Source organism: Mycetohabitans endofungorum, assembly GCF_002927045.1.
Lineage (GTDB): Bacteria > Pseudomonadota > Gammaproteobacteria > Burkholderiales > Burkholderiaceae > Mycetohabitans > Mycetohabitans endofungorum.
The window spans coordinates 58,522-76,817 of record NZ_PRDW01000003.1 but is presented as its reverse complement, the minus strand read 5'-3'; the positions used below and the strand labels follow the sequence as shown (position 1 = coordinate 76,817).

General features: G+C 63.4%; 15 protein-coding genes and 2 pseudogenes. 8 read left to right on the top strand and 9 right to left on the bottom strand.

All coding sequences use genetic code 11. The annotated features are described in order from the left end of the window. Window position 1: 1 nt before the first annotated feature. Window positions 2–1,150 carry a bifunctional diaminohydroxyphosphoribosylaminopyrimidine deaminase/5-amino-6-(5-phosphoribosylamino)uracil reductase RibD gene (gene ribD, locus B0O95_RS03655; protein ID WP_104076686.1) on the bottom strand — a complete coding sequence of 383 codons (1,149 nt, stop codon included), beginning with the start codon at window positions 1,148–1,150 and terminating at the stop codon, window positions 2–4. Between the two features lie 15 nt (window positions 1,151–1,165). After that, complete coding sequence (hemL, locus tag B0O95_RS03650; protein WP_104076856.1) at window positions 1,166–2,449, bottom strand: glutamate-1-semialdehyde 2,1-aminomutase; 1,284 nt, start codon at window positions 2,447–2,449, stop codon at window positions 1,166–1,168. Window positions 2,450–2,580: 131 nt separating this feature from the next. Here hemL and B0O95_RS03645 point away from each other — a divergent pair, with 131 nt between their 5' ends. Beyond that, window positions 2,581–3,795, top strand: coding sequence for a Bcr/CflA family multidrug efflux MFS transporter (locus B0O95_RS03645; RefSeq protein WP_104076685.1), 1,215 nt, complete (start codon window positions 2,581–2,583; stop codon window positions 3,793–3,795). 104 nt (window positions 3,796–3,899) lie between these two features. On the opposite strand, the gene hpaR is transcribed toward B0O95_RS03645, so the two are convergent. After that, a complete protein-coding gene (gene hpaR, locus B0O95_RS03640; protein ID WP_104076684.1) occupies window positions 3,900–4,406 on the bottom strand; it encodes a homoprotocatechuate degradation operon regulator HpaR in 507 nt (168 codons plus the stop codon). 209 nt (window positions 4,407–4,615) lie between these two features. Continuing rightward, window positions 4,616–4,968, bottom strand: a pseudogene (locus B0O95_RS16890) (TOBE domain-containing protein); the annotation flags it as partial. A gap of 313 nt (window positions 4,969–5,281) precedes the next feature. Between B0O95_RS16890 and zwf the strand changes: the two are divergent. The 3 genes from zwf (at window position 5,282) to B0O95_RS03620 (ending at window position 9,408) form a co-directional block, all read left to right on the top strand. Further along, entirely contained in the window at window positions 5,282–6,739 is a 1,458-nt protein-coding gene (gene zwf, locus B0O95_RS03630) for a glucose-6-phosphate dehydrogenase (protein WP_104076683.1), read from the top strand. Window positions 6,740–6,821: 82 nt separating this feature from the next. Further along, window positions 6,822–7,508, top strand: coding sequence for a 6-phosphogluconolactonase (pgl, locus tag B0O95_RS03625; RefSeq protein WP_104076682.1), 687 nt, complete (start codon window positions 6,822–6,824; stop codon window positions 7,506–7,508). Further along, a complete protein-coding gene (locus B0O95_RS03620; RefSeq protein WP_104076681.1) occupies window positions 7,489–9,408 on the top strand; it encodes a bifunctional transcriptional regulator/glucokinase in 1,920 nt (639 codons plus the stop codon). Before pgl ends, B0O95_RS03620 begins: the two co-directional genes overlap by 20 nt. A 119-nt stretch (window positions 9,409–9,527) precedes the next feature. On the opposite strand, the gene B0O95_RS03615 is transcribed toward B0O95_RS03620, so the two are convergent. From B0O95_RS03615 to B0O95_RS03605, 3 genes are read right to left on the bottom strand one after another with little or no spacing between them, the layout of a single operon-like run. Continuing rightward, window positions 9,528–10,307 carry an ABC transporter ATP-binding protein gene (locus tag B0O95_RS03615; protein WP_104076680.1) on the bottom strand — a complete coding sequence of 260 codons (780 nt, stop codon included), beginning with the start codon at window positions 10,305–10,307 and terminating at the stop codon, window positions 9,528–9,530. Between the two features lie 28 nt (window positions 10,308–10,335). Beyond that, a complete protein-coding gene (locus tag B0O95_RS03610; protein WP_104076679.1) occupies window positions 10,336–11,049 on the bottom strand; it encodes an ABC transporter permease in 714 nt (237 codons plus the stop codon). Between the two features lie 15 nt (window positions 11,050–11,064). Next, complete coding sequence (locus B0O95_RS03605) at window positions 11,065–11,754, bottom strand: ABC transporter permease (RefSeq protein ID WP_104076678.1); 690 nt, start codon at window positions 11,752–11,754, stop codon at window positions 11,065–11,067. A gap of 393 nt (window positions 11,755–12,147) precedes the next feature. Here B0O95_RS03605 and B0O95_RS03600 point away from each other — a divergent pair, with 393 nt between their 5' ends. Continuing rightward, the gene (locus B0O95_RS03600) at window positions 12,148–12,870 is read left to right on the top strand and encodes a response regulator (RefSeq protein ID WP_104076677.1); all 723 of its coding nucleotides are present in this window, start codon (window positions 12,148–12,150) and stop codon (window positions 12,868–12,870) included. Between the two features lie 70 nt (window positions 12,871–12,940). Next, window positions 12,941–13,135, top strand: a pseudogene (locus tag B0O95_RS03595) (ATP-binding protein); the annotation flags it as partial. A gap of 43 nt (window positions 13,136–13,178) precedes the next feature. Here B0O95_RS03595 and B0O95_RS03590 read toward each other — a convergent pair. Continuing rightward, the gene (locus B0O95_RS03590) at window positions 13,179–13,445 is read right to left on the bottom strand and encodes a double-stranded DNA-specific endonuclease (RefSeq protein WP_076796015.1); all 267 of its coding nucleotides are present in this window, start codon (window positions 13,443–13,445) and stop codon (window positions 13,179–13,181) included. 290 nt (window positions 13,446–13,735) lie between these two features. Between B0O95_RS03590 and B0O95_RS03585 the strand changes: the two genes are divergently transcribed. Continuing rightward, complete coding sequence (locus tag B0O95_RS03585; protein ID WP_104076676.1) at window positions 13,736–15,505, top strand: ABC transporter permease; 1,770 nt, start codon at window positions 13,736–13,738, stop codon at window positions 15,503–15,505. Window positions 15,506–15,522: 17 nt separating this feature from the next. Beyond that, window positions 15,523–16,869: an ABC transporter ATP-binding protein gene (locus B0O95_RS03580; RefSeq protein ID WP_104076855.1), complete on the top strand. Its 1,347-nt coding sequence runs from the start codon at window positions 15,523–15,525 to the stop codon at window positions 16,867–16,869. 144 nt (window positions 16,870–17,013) lie between these two features. Here the strand turns inward: B0O95_RS03580 and B0O95_RS03575 are convergent, their stop codons facing one another. After that, window positions 17,014–18,069 carry a sigma-54 interaction domain-containing protein gene (locus B0O95_RS03575; RefSeq protein ID WP_104076675.1) on the bottom strand — a complete coding sequence of 352 codons (1,056 nt, stop codon included), beginning with the start codon at window positions 18,067–18,069 and terminating at the stop codon, window positions 17,014–17,016. Window positions 18,070–18,296 lie beyond the last annotated feature (227 nt).

Below are 18,296 nucleotides of genomic sequence, written 5' to 3'. Positions count from 1 at the left end.
TTCATTGTGAGCGCGGATCGCCCGTTTGCGGTGCGTTGTCAGATTTGGCCGGCACGAGCCTGGCGAGGACCCGTAGATCCTCGCCGATCCGCTCGATCGAATGATATCGTAGTCGCACCCGCCGATCGAGCGCCGGCGGCGGCTCGAGGTTGAACATGCCGGTCGCGTTGCCGAGTAGGGCCGGGGCGATGTAGAGCAGCAGCTCATCGACGCAGCCTTCGCGCAACAATGAGCCGTTGAGCTTGTAGCCCGCCTCGACATGCAATTCGTTGACGCCACGCGCAGCGAGCAGCCGTAGCGCAGCCGGCAGGTCAACCTTGCCGGACCGGTTCGGCAACGCAATCACTTCGGCGCCGGTCGCGCGCAACGCATGCGCACGCGGGGCGAATTCTCCGTCGTCGCGCGCGCAGATAACCAGCGGTGGCGCACCGGCTAAAATCCTTGCATTCAGTGGCACGTCCAGACGGCTGTCCACCAGCACGCGCAGCGGTTGGCGAGGCGTGGGCACCGCGCGCACGGTCATCTGCGGATCGTCTTCGCGCACCGTGCCGATGCCGGTGAGGGTCGCGCACGCGCGGGCGCGCCATGCGTGTCCGTCCGTGCGCGCGGCGTTCGACGTGATCCACTGGCTTTGACCGTCCGGCAACGCGGTGCGACCGTCCAACGTCGCGGCGATCTTGAGTCGCACCCACGGAACGCCACGCGTCATCCGTGATACGAAGCCGACGTTCAACTCCTGCGCCTCGTGCGCAAGCAGTCCACAGCGCACGTCCACGCCCGCATCGCGCAGGATGGCCAGGCCACGGCCGCTGACCTGCGGGTTCGGATCCTCCATCGCGACGATTATCCGCGCCATGCCGGCTTCGACCAGCGTGTTCGCGCAGGGTGGCGTGCGACCGAAATGGCTGCAAGGCTCCAGCGTCACATAGGCGGTGGCACCGGCGGGAGTGTATCCGCGCGAGCGGGCGTCTTTCAGCGCACGGATTTCCGCGTGGTCCTGTCCGGCCGGCTGCGTGAAGCCTTCGCCAATGACTTCGCCGTCCTTGACGAGCACGCATCCCACGCGCGGGTTTGGCGACGTTGTGTATAACCCGCGCTCGGCGAGCACGAGCGCGCGTTGCATCTGCAGGCGATCAAAGTCTGAGAACATGGCAGGGGCCGGTGCTTAGCGTTGCAGCGCAGCGAACACGGTGCGGGCGATCGACAGCGTTTCGTCGATGACCGCGTCGTCGTGCGTGATCGACACAAAGCCAGCCTCGTATGCTGATGGGGCGAAATGCACGCCAGCATCGAGCATTGCGTGGAAGAACGCGTTGAAGCGGGGCACGTCACAGCGCATCACCTCGGCAAAGCTGCGCGGCACTTGCGAGGCGAAATACAGGCCGAACATGCCACCCAGCGAGTCCGCGCTGAACGGCACGCCTGCGTCGCGCGCGGCGGCCTGCAGCCCACCAGCGAGTCGCGTGGTCTGCTGGGACAGGCGGTCATAAAAGCCGGGCGCCTGAATTTGGCGCAGCGTTTCGAGGCCGGCGGCGACCGCAAGTGGGTTGCCTGACAGGGTGCCGGCCTGGTAGACGCCGCCCAGCGGCGCCAGGTGCGCCATAAGGTCGCGTCGGCCACCGAACGCGGCAATCGGCATCCCGCCGCCGATCACTTTGCCCAGGCAGGTCAGGTCCGGCACGATATTGAACAGCTGTTGCGCACCGCCGAGCGCGACGCGAAAACCGCACATGACCTCGTCAAAGATCAGCACGCTGCCGTACTCGGTGCACTGCTTGCGCAACGCGGCGAGGAATTCGGTTGACGCCCGCACGAGATTCATGTTGCCCGCGACCGGCTCGACGATGACCGCTGCGATCTGCGTGCCGAATGCGCTGAATGCTTCGTTCAACTGCTCAACGTTGTTGTACTCAAGCACGGTGGTGTGATGCGCGATGTCGGGCGGCACACCGGCCGAGGTGGGGTTGCCAAACGTCAGCAGTCCGGACCCGGCCTTCACGAGCAGGCTGTCGGCATGGCCGTGATAGCAACCTTCGAACTTGACAATGCGGCTGCGCCCGGTAAATCCGCGGGCGAGCCGCAACGCGCTCATCGTGGCCTCGGTGCCGCTCGAGACCATGCGGATCTGCTCGATTGATGGCATTAGGCGGCAGATCTCCTCGGCGATTTCGACCTCCGCCTCGGTCGGCGCGCCGAATGAGAAGCCCGAGGCGAGCGCGCGCTGTACCGCGGCCAGTACGTCTGGATTCAGATGTCCGAGGATCATCGGCCCCCACGAACCGATGTAGTCGATGTAGCGCTGCCCGTCTGCGTCCCATAAATAGGGGCCGTGCGCACGTGCGATAAAGCGCGGCGTGCCGCCGACCGAGCGGAAAGCGCGCACCGGCGAGTTGACGCCGCCCGGAATCGTGCATTGGGCCCGTTCGAAAAGAAGTTGGCTCTTGGACATCGAATCCTTCCCGCGTTGCAGCAATGACATCCGTGCATTGTACCGGAGCGGCGCGCGCGACGCCGTCGCGTACAATGAGTGAGGTCCTTAATTGATGAAAGGCCGTGTGCGCGGCCTCCCGCAGCCTCTCCATGCCCGCTTCCCCGACTGCTCGCCGGCTCGATTGGCGCTTGATTCTCTTGCTTGGCGCGCTCGCCGCATGTGGCCCGATCTCGATCGACATGTACCTGCCGAGCCTGCCGTCGCTGGCAGCGGCATTCGACATCAGCGCGTCGGCCGCACAGGTGACGCTGACCAGCTTCATGTTCGGCTTCTCGATTGGCATGCTGCTGTATGGTCCATTGTCCGACGCCTATGGTCGGCGCCCGATCTTGATCGGCGGCATCGTGCTGTATGGACTGGCCAGCATTGCCTGTGCGTTCGCGCCGTCGATCGGCTGGCTGATCGCAGTACGCTTCCTGCAGGCGCTGGGCGCCGGTGCTGCGTCGGTGCTCGCGCGCGCGATTGCGCGAGATGCGCATGGCCCCACCGATGCGGCTCGCGTGCTGTCGATGCTGGCCATCGTTACCTCGATCGGGCCGTTGCTCGCGCCGCTGGTGGGCGGGCAGTTGCTACTGCTCGGCGGCTGGCGCGCGGTGTTTGTGTCGCTGGCGCTGTTCGGCGCGGCCTGCGCCATCACGGCGGTGCGCAAGGTCCCGGAAACGTGGCCGTCACACAAGCGGCATGAGAACGCGCTCAGCGCGTCATTCGCCGTGTACGGGCGCTTGCTGACCGACCCGGTGGCGTGGGGCCACATGCTCTGCGGTGGCATGGCGTTCGCCGGCATGTTCGCGTACATCACGGCCACGCCGTTCGTCTACATCGATTACTTCCATGTGTCGGCGCAGGCCTATGGGTTGTTTTTTGCGCTGAACATCGTCGGCATCATGGCTGGAAATTTCCTCAATATGCGGCTGGTCGGCGCACTCGGCGCGCTGCGCATGATCTCGGCTTCGTCGCTGGTATGCTTGCTCGCCTCGCTCGGGGTGTTCGTGGCCTGCACTACCGGCTGGGGCGGCTTGCGCTCGATCGTCGCGACGCTATTTTTTGTGGTTGGCGTGGTCGGTGTACTCAGCGCGAACTGCACGACTGATCTGATGCACCGTTATCCGCGCAACGCCGGTGCAGCGGCAGCGGTGTTCGGCGCGATGCAATTGGCGCTCGGCGCGTTGTCGAGCCTGGCGGTCGGTGCGTTGCAGGACGGCTCGCCACGCGCCATGGGGATCGTGATCGGCGCCTGCGGCGTGTTGACCTATGTCGGATATCGGCTTGTGGCCCGCTCGCACCGGCTACCGGCCATGGATTGAGTGCCGGCTAGCGGTCGAGTGCCGACCAGCGGCGCGGCAGCAGGCGCGCAGAGCACAGGGGCGCAGCGGCGAAAGGGGCCGGCGACAGCGCGGCCAAGCGGGTTTCAGTCAGCCGTATTGCTCATCGGGCGCTTGGCCCAACGCGACGCATCGCCGCCATTGTCAGCGGGTGCATCGCCGGGCAGCGTCTCGATCAGCGTGTCCAGCAGGCGGTAGGCCTCAGCGAGTGTCTGCACGCCGATCTTGTTCTCCAATGACCGGTATTGTTCATCGACCAGCGGGCTAATCCGCTTGACGAGCGCCTGGCTTTGCGGCGTTAGGCTCACGATCACTTTGCGCTGGTCGGACGCGACGCGCGAACGACGGATCAGCCCGTCCCGATCCATCCGTTCAAGCACCCCGGTCAGGCTCGGACTGAGGATGCAGCAAACTCGCGCGAGCTGTCCAGCTTCCATTTCCTGACGCGGATGGTCGTTCAGCGCGCGTATGATTCGCCACTGCTGCTCGGTCAGCGAGAATTGCTTGAGCATCGGGCGGAACATGCCCATGACGCTTTCGCGGGCCTGGAGTAGGAGCATCGCAAGGTTGCGATGGTCGAATTCACCGGTCATCGTCGTGTGGAGTCAGGCGTGTAGCGAAGCGGCTTATTATACGTTCCACGATGCGGCGCTCACGCGCGGTGTCTGATCCTGTCGCCAATCGTGCCGATCGGGATAACAGCAATGCAGCTGGCGCATCACCAGGCGCCGCGCGGCGCAGCAATGCGGGCAGGTGATGCTTATTTGCGTTGGATGACGAAACAATGGTCGTGCGCCAGCCGTCATGCAATGCGCTGCTCGGTCTTCGGGTCGAACAACACCCGCCTTGGAGACGTCGAACAGTAGCGACATGGACTGCTACGGCCGCGGATCGGAGGCCGGATGCACGCGGGATACTACTTGCTTGCCGTTGACCTGCGTGAAGACCAGCGTACGGGGCCGGTGGGCTCGATGACATCGACTTGCACGTCGATCTGTTGCGCAGGCGTGGCCGACGTGTCATGGCTTCGATCTGATTGTGCGTCACGTAGACGATCGTCGTGCCCAGGCGCGGGTGCATCAGCTTGATCTCCGAGTGCATCTCGATGTGCAACTTCGAATCGAGGTTGGTGGACAACGGCTCGTCGAATAGGAAGGTGAGTTTGCCGATCCCGCACGGCGCGTACGCGCACAATGTCCTTTAACATGACGATGCGCCTGCGCGGCGACTGCCACGCTTCGTGGCAAACGGTGTCGAGTGATCTTCGCTTGCTCCTGCCGGACCGTCAGATCGCACGGCAGCGGGTTGATATAACAAAGTTTTTCGTTGCACTAAATGTACCGTTTTCTTGAAATTGTAGTTAAACTACAATTTAGCGTCGAAAATATTTTTATTGGGCTACGGCTGATTGTGCGCCTTGCGCGACGGCCTACCCGAGCCAGATTTCCAACGTCACCGTCAACACACAATGCAAGTTGATCCAGGCTTTACGTTCGTCCTTTTCGGCGGCACCGGCGATCTGTCGATGCGCAAGATCCTGCCGGCGTTATACCAGGCGCACCGCGGCGGCATGCTGCCTGCGGCAGGCAGGATCGTTGCGGTCGCGCGTGGCATCGGCGACCGCAACGCGTACGTGCAATGGATGCACACGCATGTGCGCCAGCACGTGAAGCCGGCCGGCGACGATGCCTCGTGGGACAGCTTTCTCGAGCGAATACTATTCGTGCAGATCGATCTCGGACAGCCGGAGGACTATGCGTTGCTACGCGATGCGATTTCGCCACTGCCTGGCATTCGGGTGTTCTACTTGGCTACCGGGCCGTCGCTATTCGTGCCGATTTGCCGTGCACTGGCGACCGTGGGTTTGAGCGATGGCGCGCGCATCGTGCTGGAGAAGCCGCTTGGCTACGACCTGGAGTCGTCCAACGCGATCAATGACGCGGTCGGCGAGATCTTCGCGGAAGGCCAGATCTACCGGATCGATCACTACCTGGGCAAGGAACCTGTTCAGAACCTGCTCGCGCTGCGTTTCGGCAACGCACTGTTCGAGCCGCTGTGGCGCCGCGAGTGGGTCGAGAGCATCCAAATCACGATTGCCGAAGAATTGGGCGTCGAGGGACGGGGCGACTTCTACGACAATACCGGCGCGTTGCGTGACATGGTGCAGAACCACCTGTTGCAGCTGCTGTCGATCGTGGCGATGGAGCCGCCTCACTCGATGGGTGCCGACGCGGTGCGCGACGAAAAACTGCGCGTGCTGCGCGCGCTCAAGCCTGTCGAGCCTCGCGACATCAGTCGCGTTGCGGTACGTGGCCAGTATCATGCGGGCGTGGTCAAGGGTGCCGCGGTGCCGGCCTATGTGACCGAGCATGGCGTGAGCGCATCAAGCACGACCGAGACCTTCGTCGCGTTGAAGGCCGAGATCGAGAACTGGCGCTGGGCCGGCGTGCCGTTTTTCCTGCGCACCGGCAAGCGGCTTGCCGATCGCGTTGCGGAAATCGTCGTCAACTTCCGCGCAGTCCCGCACTCGGCGCTCGGTCCAACGGCGCTGCGCAATGGCGCCAATCGTCTGGTGATCCGGCTGCAGCCCAACGAATCGATCCGGTTATATTGCCTGGCCAAGCAGCCCGGTGAGGGGATGAACCTGCAAAGCGTGCACCTGGATCTGGCGTTCGACCAGTTCTTCAAGGAAGATCGCATGGAAGCCTACCAGCGCCTGTTGTTGGACGTGATCAACGGCCGGCTGGCGTTGTTCGTGCATCGGGACGAGCAGGAGGCGGCGTGGAAGTGGGTCGAGCCGATCTTGGACGAATGGGCTCGTCCCGGCACGTCGCCCAAGCCGTACGCAGCGGGGACATGGGGACCGGCTGCAGCGAGCGCGATGCTCGCCCAGCATGGTACATGCTGGCTCGAAGAAGAGAATTAGCAGGCACGTCACGCTTGTTTGAATAGTAGGGACCGGCCCGCCCGCAATGTCGGTGGGCGGTCGAAGGGAGTACGGAGGAGAAGTGATCGAGCTTCACGCTTTTGACGATGCGCGCGCCCAGCAGGACGCGCTGTCGCAGGCGGTCGGCGATGCGTTGCAGTCGTCGCTGGCCGCGCGTATCGGCGCGGCTCGTGCCACGCTCGCGGTGTCGGGCGGCACGAGCCCACGGCCGTTCTTGCAGGCTTTGTCGCGGCGCGCGCTCGACTGGACGCGCATCGACGTCACCCTGGTCGACGATCGGTGGGTCCCGCCGATGCATGCCGACAGCAATGCGCGACTCGTGCGCGACACGTTGCTGCAGCACGCGGCGCGCGAGGCGGTGTTCCGGCCGCTGGTAGACGTCGAGCAGGCGCCTGCCGCCCACGTCGCGGCACTGAACGCGGATGCCTCGCGCGCGCTGCCCGACGTGGCCGTGCTCGGCATGGGCGAGGATGGACACACGGCGTCGATCTTCGCCGACGCGCCACAGTGGGATCTGGCCACACGGACCCGCGAGCGTTATGTGCTGGTCCAGCCGCGGCAGGCGCCGCATCTGCGGGTCAGCTTGTCGCTGTCGGCACTCAGGCAAATCGGCCGGCTGTTTCTGTTGGTCTCCGGGCAGCGCAAGCTGGACGTGCTGCGCGCCGCGATCGAGCAGTCACAACACAACGCCATCTCTAAGCTGGCCAACGATACGGGAGTCAACGTCGATGCCTATTGGTGCGCCTAAAGCAGTGCTCGCGCGTGAGAGTCCACATCCGGATGGCCCGCGGCTGCTTGCCGACGTAGGCGGCACCAATGCGCGCTTCGCACTGGAATTCGGACCGGGACAGATTGACGATATCCGTGTATACCCTTGCGCGGATTATCCGGGCATCGCCGCCGCGATCCGCAAGTTCCTGAAGGACAGTAAGATCGGTCGCGTGAACCACGCGGCCATTGCGATCGCCAATCCCGTCGATGGCGACCAGGTGCAGATGACCAACCGCAACTGGAGTTTTTCGATCGAGGCCACGCGTCGCGCATTAGGCTTTGATACGCTGTTGGTGGTCAACGACTTCACCGCGTTGGCGATGGCGCTGCCGGGCCTGTCCGATGCACAACGCGCGCAGATTGGCGGCGGCGTACGCCGGCACAACAGTGTGATCGGGCTGCTCGGGCCGGGCACGGGTTTGGGCGTGTCAGGCTTGATTCCCGCAAACGACCGCTGGATCGCGCTGGGCAGTGAGGGCGGGCATGCCACCTTCTCGCCGCAGGACGAGCGCGAGGATCGAGTGTTGCATTATGCACGCAAGAAGTGGCCGCATGTGTCGTTCGAGAGAATTTGCGCAGGACCGGGGCTGGCACTGATCTACCGCGCGCTTGCCGCATGCGACAAGAAGCGGCTTGGCCCGCAACTCGAGCCGGCCGACGTGGTGCGGCGCGCGCAGGCGGCCGAGCCGCTCGCGCTGGAGGCAGTGGAGTGCTTCTGCGCAGTGCTTGGCACATTTGCCGGCAATCTCGCAGTCACACTCGGCGCGCTGGGTGGCATTTATATCGGCGGCGGTGTCATCCCACGTCTGGGCGAGTTGTTTTCGACTTCGCCGTTTCGTGCACGGTTCGAGGCGAAGGGCCGTTTCCAGGCGTACCTGGCGAACATCCCGACCTTTGTGATCACTGCGCAATATCCGGCCTTCCTCGGCGTATCCGCGATCCTGGCCGAGCAACTCGGGCATCGTGCCGGCGGTGGATCAGCCGTGTTCGAGCGCATCCGGCAGATGCGCGACGTGCTCACGCCGGCCGAGCGGCGCGTAGCTGACCTGGTGTTGAACCACCCGCGCTCGATCGTCAACGATCCGATCATCGACATCGCGCGCAAGGCCGATGTGAGCCAGCCGACCGTGATCCGCTTCTGCCGCTCGCTTGGCTGCCAGGGACTGTCCGACTTCAAGCTGAAGCTGGCCACCGGCCTGACTGGCACGAACTCGGTTAGCCACAGCCAGGTCCACCTGGGCGACTCGGCGACCGACTTTGGCGTGAAGGTGCTCGACAACACCGTGTCGGCCATCCTGCAGCTGCGCGAGCACATGAACTTCGACAACGTTGAGCGCGCGATCGACATGCTGCACAGCGCGCGGCGCATCGAATTCTACGGCCTAGGCAATTCGAACATCGTCGTTCAGGATGCGCACTACAAGTTCTTCCGCTTCGGCATCCCGACCATTGCATACGGCGACCTGTACATGCAGGCCGCGTCTGCCGCGTTGCTGGGCAAGGGCGATGTGATCGTCGCCGTCTCCAAGTCCGGCAAGGCGCCGGAGTGGTTGCGCGTGCTGGAGGTGGCGATGCAGGCTGGCGCGCAAGTCATTGCGATCACGTCGAGCAACACGCCGCTGGCCAAGCGTGCGAGCGTCGCGCTGGAAACGGATCCTATCGAGATCCGCGACTCGCAGCTGTCGATGATCTCGCGCGTGCTGCACCTGCTGGTGATCGACATCTTGGCGGTCGGCGTCGCGATCCGGCGCGCGTTACCTGACGTGGGCATGCAGCAGGTGGTCGAGGCGGTGCGCGGGCATGCCGACGAAGACGCCGCGGCGGTGCTGGACTGGCTCAGCCACGGCGCGGCATTGGAGCGGCGCGATACGCAATAAAGTCAGAACACGTGCTGGATGCCCGCGTAGACGCCGGCCCAACCGCGGACCGTTGTTGGTCACCGCGCTTGCAGACCGATCGGCACCAAACCGGTTGCTGGGGACGGGCCAACCGATGGCTACTTCAGGCTGCCAGACAGGAATTGCTTGAGCCGCTCGCTCTTTGTGTGGCCGAATACCTCATCCGGCGGCCCTTGTTCCTCGACGCGGCCTTGATGCAGGAACATCACATGGCTTGACACGTTGCGCGCAAACGCCATTTCGTGCGTTACGACGATCATCGTGCGGCCTTCTTCGGCCAGCGTCTGCATCACCTTCAGCACTTCGCCGACCAACTCAGGATCCAACGCCGAGGTCGGCTCGTCAAACAGCATCACATCCGGGTGCATTGCCAGCGCGCGGGCGATGGCCACTCGCTGCTGCTGCCCACCGGACAGGTGCGACGGGTATTTCTTCTCGACCGATGCGCCGAGCCCAACCTTGTCCAGGTACTCGCGCGCCCGCTCCTGCGCCTGCGCGCGCGACAGGCCCAGCACGTGCACGGGTGCCTCGGTGAGGTTTTCCAGTACCGTCATGTGTGACCACAGGTTGAAGTGCTGGAATACCATCGCCAGTTGGGTGCGCACGCGCTGCAACTGCCTGGCGTCGACGACTTTCAGGTTGCCGTCGCGATCCGGCGCGGTCTTGACCTCGACGCCGTCCACATAGATCCGGCCCGCATTGGGCTGCTCCAGAAAGTTCACGCATCGCAGGAACGTGCTCTTGCCGGAGCCCGACGAACCGATGATGCTGATCACATCGCCGGCCTTGGCCTCGAGCGAGATGCCCTTGAGTACCTCCTGGCTGCCATAGCGCTTGTGCAGATCATCAACGAACAACTTAGAAATGGGCGAATTCATCGCGTGTTGAGCCTTTCACGGATTGAACTTATTGACCTTGCGGTCGCAGGTAGGCCAGCCAGCGCTGCTCGGCGCGCCGGAACAGACCCACCAGCGTGAACGAAATGCCCAAATAGAGCAGCGCGGCAATGCCGAACGCCTCGAACGATTGATACGTGGCCGAGTTGACGTCGCGTGCAATCTTCAAGATGTCCGGCACCGTCGCGGTGAAGGCGACTGTGGTGGCGTGCAGCATCAGGATCACTTCGTTGCTGTAGTACGGCAGCGCCCGGCGCAGCGCCGAGGGCAGGATCACGCGCCGGTAGAGCGCGAAGCCGGACATGCCGTACGCGCGCGCGGCCTCCATCTCACCGTACGGCGTCGCGCGGATCGCGCCGGCGAAAATCTCGGTGGTGTAGGCACAAGTGTTCAGCGTGAACGCCAGCAGGGCGCAGTACATTCCCTGCCGGAAGAACGCATTGAGAAAGTCGTGCGAACGCACAAGCTCCAGGCTGTAGATACCGGTGTAGCACAGCAGCAACTGCACGTAGAGCGGAGTGCCGCGGAATACGTAGGTATACAGCCAGACCGGGACGCTGATCCATCTGTGTCGAGATACGCGCGCGACCGCAAGCGGAATCGACAGGCAGAAACCGATGCCAATCGACACGACCAGCAGCCACAATGTGATGGCCACGCCGGTGATGTTGTAGCCATCGGTGAACAGATAGGCTTTCCAGTAGGTATGCAGCAGTTCGATCATTGTCGCGCCCGGGTATCAAAGATCCGCACGGCGAACGCCGGTTGAATAGCGGCGCTCCAGGTACAGCAACACGACATTGGAAAGCGTCGTGATCGCCAAGTAGATCGCGCCGGCGACGATTGTGAAAAAGAAAAAGCGCATCGTGCCCTTGCCGGCGTCCTGCGACGCCTTGACCACGTCGGCAAGGCCGATGATCGATACCAGCGCGGTCGACTTGACGAGCACCTGCCAGTTATTGCCGATGCCGGGTAACGCAAAGCGCATCATCTGCGGGAACATGACCCGCGAAAACGCCTGCCAGCCTGTCATGCCGTACGCCGCCGCCGCCTCCATCTGGCCGCGCGGCACCGACAGGAATGCGCCGCGGAATGTCTCGGTGAAGTATGCGCCGTAGATGAAACCCAGCGTGAGTACGCCGGCGGTGAATGGGTTGATGTCGATCTGGTCGATCTGCATCAGGTCGGTCAGGTGATTCAGCCAGATCTGCATGCTGAAGAACACCAGCAGCATCAGCACCAGGTCGGGCACGCCGCGGATCAGCGTGGTATAAACCGTGCCGACCACGCGCGGCACGCGGTTGCGCGAGAGCTTGGCCGCGGCGCCGAGCAGCCCGATCACGAAGGCGACCGCGAGCGATAGCAGCGACAACTTGATGGTTTGCCACGTGCCCGCTGCGATGACCGGGCCATACCCTTGCAGGAACATGGTGAAGTCAGTAGTCTAATGATGGGTCGAATATCCGGCGCACTTTGGGACACCCGCCCATGTTAGGCGGCCAACAATGCGCGCAACGCGATGCCGGTTACGCAGGATGTCTGCGTGATGCCCGGTACGCGAAGGGCGGTATTCTAACTCAATGGCGCACGAGGACCGCCAGACAGCGGGGCGGGCCTGGCCGGCGCAGCGCCGGCCGGGCAGGGGCGATTACTCGGGCTGCGCCTCAGTGGCAGCCGGCGACGGCGTCTGGACCGGGTCGTGTTACCCGCAGCGCAGCGTTTGTTACACGCGATTACGTCCAGCTGACGCAGTAACAACCGGTAACGACGAGTACGTATTGCAGCGGCGGCCCGGGCCGGCGGTAACGGTAAACTGCCGTCCATGGCTACTCAAATCCTCGTAATCGACAACGATCAGGAGTTGCGCGACCTGTTGCGCGACTATCTGACCCGGCAAGGCATTGAAGTGTCGGTACTGCACGGTGCTGCGTCACTGGAGCGACGGCTCGAGCGGGAACGGCCCGACTTGATCGTGCTCGACCTGATGATGCCTGGCGTGGACGGCTTGACGGCGCTGCGGCAATTGCGCGCCGCGGGCGATGACATCCCGGTGATCATGCTGACCGCGCGTGCGGACGACGTCGACCGTATCGTCGGGCTGGAGCTGGGCGCGGACGACTATCTCGGCAAGCCGTTCAATCCGCGCGAGTTGCTGGCCCGCGTGCAGGCGGTGCTGAGGCGTCGCCGCAGCGTTCCGTCGGCCGCGCCGGAGCAGCGCGAGCCGTTCGGCTTCGGCCGTTTCACGCTCGATTTCCAGACCCGCTCGCTGATGCAGGACGGCAAGCCCGTGGCTTTGTCAGGTAGCGAGTTCGCATTGTTGAAGATCTTTGTCAACAATCCGATGCGCACGCTGACGCATGAGCGGTTGCTTGAGATGCTGCACGGGCCCGAGTACGACGGCACCGACCGCGGGATCGATGTGCAGGTGTGGCGGTTGCGGCGCACGTTAGAGACCGATCCGTCCGCGCCGCGTTTCATCCAGACAGTGCGCGGCCGCGGCTACGTATTCGTGCCGGACGGCGAAGGCCATGCGGCGTCCGTTTGATTCGCTGTTCGGACGGTTGGCATTGCTGGTGGTTGGCGTGCTACTGCTCGCGCACTTTGCATGGTTCGCACTGGTCAATGCAAGCCGTCCCTTCGTGCGTCTGGACCCGGCGCGCGGCGGCAACGGTCATAGCGGGCTCGGGCTGGCCATCGTCGAGCGGCTCACGAACCGGCTGGGCGGCGAATGCCGGATCGGCAACCGCGAGCGCGGCGGCCTGCGCGTCGAACTGGAGTTTCCGGCTCAGTCGGGCGCCGCGCAGGTCTGACCCGCGGCGTGTATCCCCGCACACGGGGGACAGCGTAACCGCGTCAATTACCGAACAGGGTATTCAATGCCGCGGCAGCTTCGCTGTCGATCGTGTTGTACGTGACGCTGTTGGCCTCAAAGATATAGTGCGTGGTGTACTTGCCCAGCCGTGCCAGGATCTCCTCCTGGATTACGTCGGGCGCCGCGTCGAACTTCAGGTACCACGCAGTCGACGATAATCTCGTCTGGAAGGCACCGTATTCGGTCATCAGCGCGTCGAACTCATGGGCGTCCTGGTCACGGCAGATGATGACGAGATTTCCCTTCATGCGGCCTCCTGCATTCATTCAGTGACCCATCATGATAACCGTTAACGGCCGCCGCGCCGCACTGCGTGTGCGGCGCGGAAGATAATCGGTGCGGCTGGGCCACCTGGGCTGCGTGGCGCGCGTGCCGCATTCGCGCCACGGTGGAACGAGTCAAATATGTTAAAAGGTTGTAACGGTCATGGTGCTTGGTGTAGTGTCGGGGCGGTCTTGAAATGGGCGGCGTTTGCCATCGTGCTGTGGCGCGGCGGCGCGTTCCATCCGCATGCCGAGAGCGCCGGGGAGTTTGTCTGATGGATTTCGGTTTCAATTTCGGTTTTCGTTTCGATCCGAAGCGCGACGCCGCGGCGTCCGCGTGGCGCTTGTTGCCCAATCGGTGGGATTTCGTGGCCTTTCCGCTGATCATCGGCCTGATCGCGATGGCCGCGATCGGCTTCGAGCAGACAATGGCGCCGATCTCGACGCTGAAGGCTCAGGCGATCTCGCTAAGCCCGATTTATTTGCCGGAATATGCGCTGCGCACCACGTTGCGGATGCTCGCCGCGATGCTCGCCGCGTTCGTGTTCACGCTCGCCTACGGCACGCTTGCCGCAAAAAGCCGGCGGGCGGAGAAAGTGCTGGTGCCGATGCTGGATATCCTCCAATCGGTGCCGGTGCTCGGCTATATCTCGTTTACGGTCACCTTCTTCATTGCGCTGTTCCCGACGCGGGTTGCCGGGGCGGAGTGTGCAGCGATCTTCGCGATCTTCACCAGCCAGGCCTGGAACATGACGTTCAGCTTCTACCAGTCGCTGCGCACGGTGCCGCGCGACCTGGACGAAGTGTCGCGCGGCTTTCACCTGACGGGCTGGCAGCGCTTTTGGAAGCTCGAGGTGCCATTCTCGATGCCGGGCCTGATCTGGAACATGATGATGTCAATGTCCGGCGGCTGGTTCTTCGTCGTCGCGTCCGAGGCGATTACCGTTGGCAACAACACGATTACGCTGCCCGGCGTGGGTGCGTACTTGGCGCAGGCGATCACCGAGCGCAACCTGCCGGCGATTGGTTGGGTGATCTTGACGATGACGCTTGTGATTTTCGCCTACGACCAGTTGCTGTTCCGGCCGCTGGTCGCGTGGGCGGACAAGTTCCGCATGGAGAACACCGCGTCGGCGAGCGCGCCCCAATCGTGGCTGCTCGACCTGGTGCGCCGCACCCGGTTGATTCACCAGTTGCTGGTGCCGGCCGGATGGCTGTTCGCGCGCATGGCCCGCTTGCCGCTGCGTTGGCGCAAGCTGCCGCTGGTCGGGCCCGCGGTGAGGCCGCACCGCGAGCCCTCACGGCTTGGCGATCTCGCCTGGGGCGCTTTGGTGCTGGCTGGCACCGCGTACCTGTTATGGCGCGTCATCGGCTATGTCAGCACCGGCGTGACGTGGGATGAGGTTGGGCATGTGCTCGCGATGGGATGCATTACGCTGGTGCGCGTGCTGGTGCTGATCGCGATTGCTTCGATCGTGTGGGTCCCACTGGGCGTGCTGATCGGCTTGCGCCCGGCGCTGGCCGAGAAGCTTCAGCCGCTCGCGCAGTTTCTGGCGGCGTTCCCGGCCAATCTGCTGTTCCCGGTATTCGTGATCGTGATCGTGCGTTTTGGGCTGAACCCGGACATCTGGCTGTCCCCGCTGATCGTGCTGGGCACGCAGTGGTACATCTTGTTCAATGTGATTGCCGGCGCGAGCGCGTATCCGAACGATTTTAAGGAGGCTGCGACCAATTTTCGCATTCGTGGCTGGCAATGGTGGCGTCAGGCGATGCTGCCGGGTATTTTCCCGTACTATGTAACGGGGGCGATCACCGCCTCCGGCGGCGCGTGGAATGCGAGCATCGTGTCAGAAGCGGTGCAATGGGGCGATACACACGTGGTCGCGCATGGGCTCGGCGCCTACATTGCGCAAATGACCGTGGACGGTGATTATCGCAAGATCATTCTCGGCATCGCGGTGATGTCGTTGTTTGTCACACTTTTCAATCGCTTGTTGTGGCGTCCGATGTACGCCTACGCTGAGAACAAGCTGCGCCTGGATTGATCGATACGGTGGTTGCTATGCAAAATCCCACGAATGCCGCTGCGCCGGTAACGGCAGCGCCCGCCATTCGCGCGCCCGCGCCCGGCGCTGTCCTTTTGTCCGTTGACCACGTGCGGCGCGGGTTCGAGAAGACCCAGGGCGAGCTGCTGGTGCTCGACGATGTCAACCTGTCGATCCGCGAGGGCGAGATCGTCGGCTTGCTCGGGCGCTCCGGCTCGGGTAAGTCCACGCTGCTGCGCATCATTGCGGGGCTGATTTCGCCGTCTGGGGGCGAGGTGACCTATCGCGGCCAGCCACTGCGGGGCCCAGCGGAAGGCGTCGCGATGGTTTTCCAAACCTTTGCGCTGTTCCCTTGGCTCACCGTGCTGCAGAACGTCGAAGCGGGCCTAGAGGCCCAGGGCGTACCCGCGCGCATCCGGCGTGAGCGCGCGCTGGCCGCGATCGATCTGATCGGGCTGGACGGGTTCGAGAACGCGTACCCGCGCGAGCTGTCCGGCGGGATGCGACAGCGCGTGGGCTTTGCCCGTGCGCTGGTGGTGGATCCGACGCTGCTGCTGATGGACGAACCGTTCTCGGCGCTGGACGTGCTCACCGCCGAGACGTTGCGCACCGACATGCTTGATTTGTGGACGCAAGGCCGCATGCCGATCAAGGCCGTGCTGATCGTCACGCACAATATCGAAGAGGCGGTGTTCATGTGCGACCGGATCCTGGTGCTGTCGTCCAACCCGGGGCGCGTGCTAGCCGAGATCCAGGTGCCATTCAAGCATCCGCGCAACCGGCTCGATCCGGCGTTCCGCCGTCTGGTCGATGACATCTACGCGAAGATGACGGCGCGTCCGAGCGCTGGCGCGCCGCGCAAGGGCCTAGAGCTGCATAGCTGGTTGCCACACGTGTCGACCAACTTGATGGCCGGCCTGATCGAGACGCTGGCGGCCGCACCGTACCACGGCCGAGCGGACATGCCCGAGATCGCCCGCACGCTGCATCTGGAGGTCGACGATCTGTTCCCGATTGCCGAAGTGCTGCAATGGCTCGGCTTTGCCGACGTGCGCGAGGGCGATATCTTCTTGACACCGCCGGCCCATGTATTTGCCGAATGCGGCACGCAGGAGCGCAAGATGATGTTCGCCGATCATCTGCTGCGCCACGTGCCGCTGGCGGCGCGGATCAAGCGGGTCCTCAATGAACGGCCTGGCCATCGTGCGCCGCGAGTGCGTTTCGAACAGGAGCTTGAGGACTACTTGTCGGACGGCGCCGCGGAGGAAACGCTCGATGCGGTCATCAATTGGGGCCGCTACGGTGAGATCTTTTCGTACAACGACCAGACGGAGATCTTCAGCCTGGAGGACGTCGAATCCTGATTGCGGTGGCTATTGCAGCGGGCATTGGGCAGGGCCGCCGCGCCCCGCGCGCGGCGGATTTGTTTCAGACGCTGCAACGGTAGGAGCGACCTACTTGGGTATGCGCGGCAAAGAATGGGAATAGTTGTAAGCGGGATAAACTGCTCAGCCTTCGTTGCTCTCGGGCGAATCCGCGCACGCCTGCGCCTCATACGCGCCCAGACGGTTGTATAGCGTCTTCAGGCTGATGCCAAGAGTTTGGGACGCGCGCCGCTTGTCACCGCCGCAGTGCTTCAGCGTCGCCAGGATGATTTGCTTTTGCGCATCGGCAAGCGGCGTGCCGACCCAGACGCTCATTGCATCGCCTTGCAGCACCGGCTTCTTGACCCGCGACGCCAGATGCGGATGCTGAATCTCGACGGTTTTCTCCGCCAGAATGAACGCACGATAGATCGCATTTTTCAATTCGCGCACGTTACCCGGCCACGAATAAGTGCGCACCGTGTCGAGCGCGCGCTTGCTGAATGTCTTGCTGGTATTTTCCTGGGTGTTCAACTCGGCCAAAAAATACTGCGCGAGCAATTCGCGGTCGCCATTGCGTTCGCGCAGCGGCGGCGCGCGTAACGGGAAAACCGCAAGCCGGTACATCAGGTCTTCGCGCAGCCCGTTTTCCTTGACCGCGGTGGCCGGGTCGCGATTGGTCGCGGCGATCACGCGCACGTTGGCGGTGATCAACTCGTTGCCGCCGACTCGATAGAATGTGCCGGTCTCCAACGCACGCAGCAGCTTGACCTGACGCACCGGCGACATCTCGGTGACCTCGTCTAAAAACAGCGTGCCGCCGTGCGCATGTTCGAAGTAGCCGATGCGGCCTTGCACGGCGCCCGTAAAGCTGCCCTTTTCATGGCCAAACAACTCGGCCTCGATCAGGTTGTCCGGGATGGCGCCGCAATTGACTGCGACGAACGGGCCATCCTTGCGGTGGCTGGCGTCATGGATCGTGCGTGCGATCAATTCTTTGCCGGTTCCGGACTCGCCGACGATCAACGCGGTCGCGTCGGTGGCCGCGACCCGCTCGATTTGCTCGTATAGACCCAGCATTGCGTCGGACGAGCCATACAGTAGGCCGAACGACTTCAGGCCCGGCACCCTTGGGTGCGGGATTGTGCGTGAGTGCTGTTCATCGGACGCCACTGGCGCGTCCGCCTCGCTTAACGACATGGTGTATTGCTTTCTGGTGCAAAGAAACCCTATTTAACCACCCGCGCCAACTCAGCGGCAATTGCTTATTCTGAAGCGTCAGTCGTTTTGGCGTAAACGAATTGTGTTTTGAGCGCTCGACCGGAAGCGGTTACACTGAGAGCCCCGAGCGTGTCGATTATTCTTTGTAATCAACTTTACGCACCGAATAAGACTTCTAAATGGCATTATTACGCGATTGGCGTAAT

Bases quoted from the DNA above. Each gene is read 5' to 3' on its own strand.
- ribD (WP_104076686.1), bottom strand. From the start codon at position 1,150: ATGTTCTCAGACTTTGATCGCCTGCAGATGCAACGCGCGCTCGTGCTC.
- hemL (WP_104076856.1), bottom strand. From the start codon at position 2,449: ATGTCCAAGAGCCAACTTCTTTTCGAACGGGCCCAATGCACGATTCCG.
- B0O95_RS03645 (WP_104076685.1), top strand. From the start codon at position 2,581: ATGCCCGCTTCCCCGACTGCTCGCCGGCTCGATTGGCGCTTGATTCTC.
- hpaR (WP_104076684.1), bottom strand. From the start codon at position 4,406: ATGACCGGTGAATTCGACCATCGCAACCTTGCGATGCTCCTACTCCAG.
- zwf (WP_104076683.1), top strand. From the start codon at position 5,282: ATGCAAGTTGATCCAGGCTTTACGTTCGTCCTTTTCGGCGGCACCGGC.
- B0O95_RS03620 (WP_104076681.1), top strand. From the start codon at position 7,489: ATGCCTATTGGTGCGCCTAAAGCAGTGCTCGCGCGTGAGAGTCCACAT.
- B0O95_RS03615 (WP_104076680.1), bottom strand. From the start codon at position 10,307: ATGAATTCGCCCATTTCTAAGTTGTTCGTTGATGATCTGCACAAGCGC.
- B0O95_RS03610 (WP_104076679.1), bottom strand. From the start codon at position 11,049: ATGATCGAACTGCTGCATACCTACTGGAAAGCCTATCTGTTCACCGAT.
- B0O95_RS03605 (WP_104076678.1), bottom strand. From the start codon at position 11,754: ATGTTCCTGCAAGGGTATGGCCCGGTCATCGCAGCGGGCACGTGGCAA.
- B0O95_RS03600 (WP_104076677.1), top strand. From the start codon at position 12,148: ATGGCTACTCAAATCCTCGTAATCGACAACGATCAGGAGTTGCGCGAC.
- B0O95_RS03590 (WP_076796015.1), bottom strand. From the start codon at position 13,445: ATGAAGGGAAATCTCGTCATCATCTGCCGTGACCAGGACGCCCATGAG.
- B0O95_RS03585 (WP_104076676.1), top strand. From the start codon at position 13,736: ATGGATTTCGGTTTCAATTTCGGTTTTCGTTTCGATCCGAAGCGCGAC.
- B0O95_RS03580 (WP_104076855.1), top strand. From the start codon at position 15,523: ATGCAAAATCCCACGAATGCCGCTGCGCCGGTAACGGCAGCGCCCGCC.
- B0O95_RS03575 (WP_104076675.1), bottom strand. From the start codon at position 18,069: ATGTCGTTAAGCGAGGCGGACGCGCCAGTGGCGTCCGATGAACAGCAC.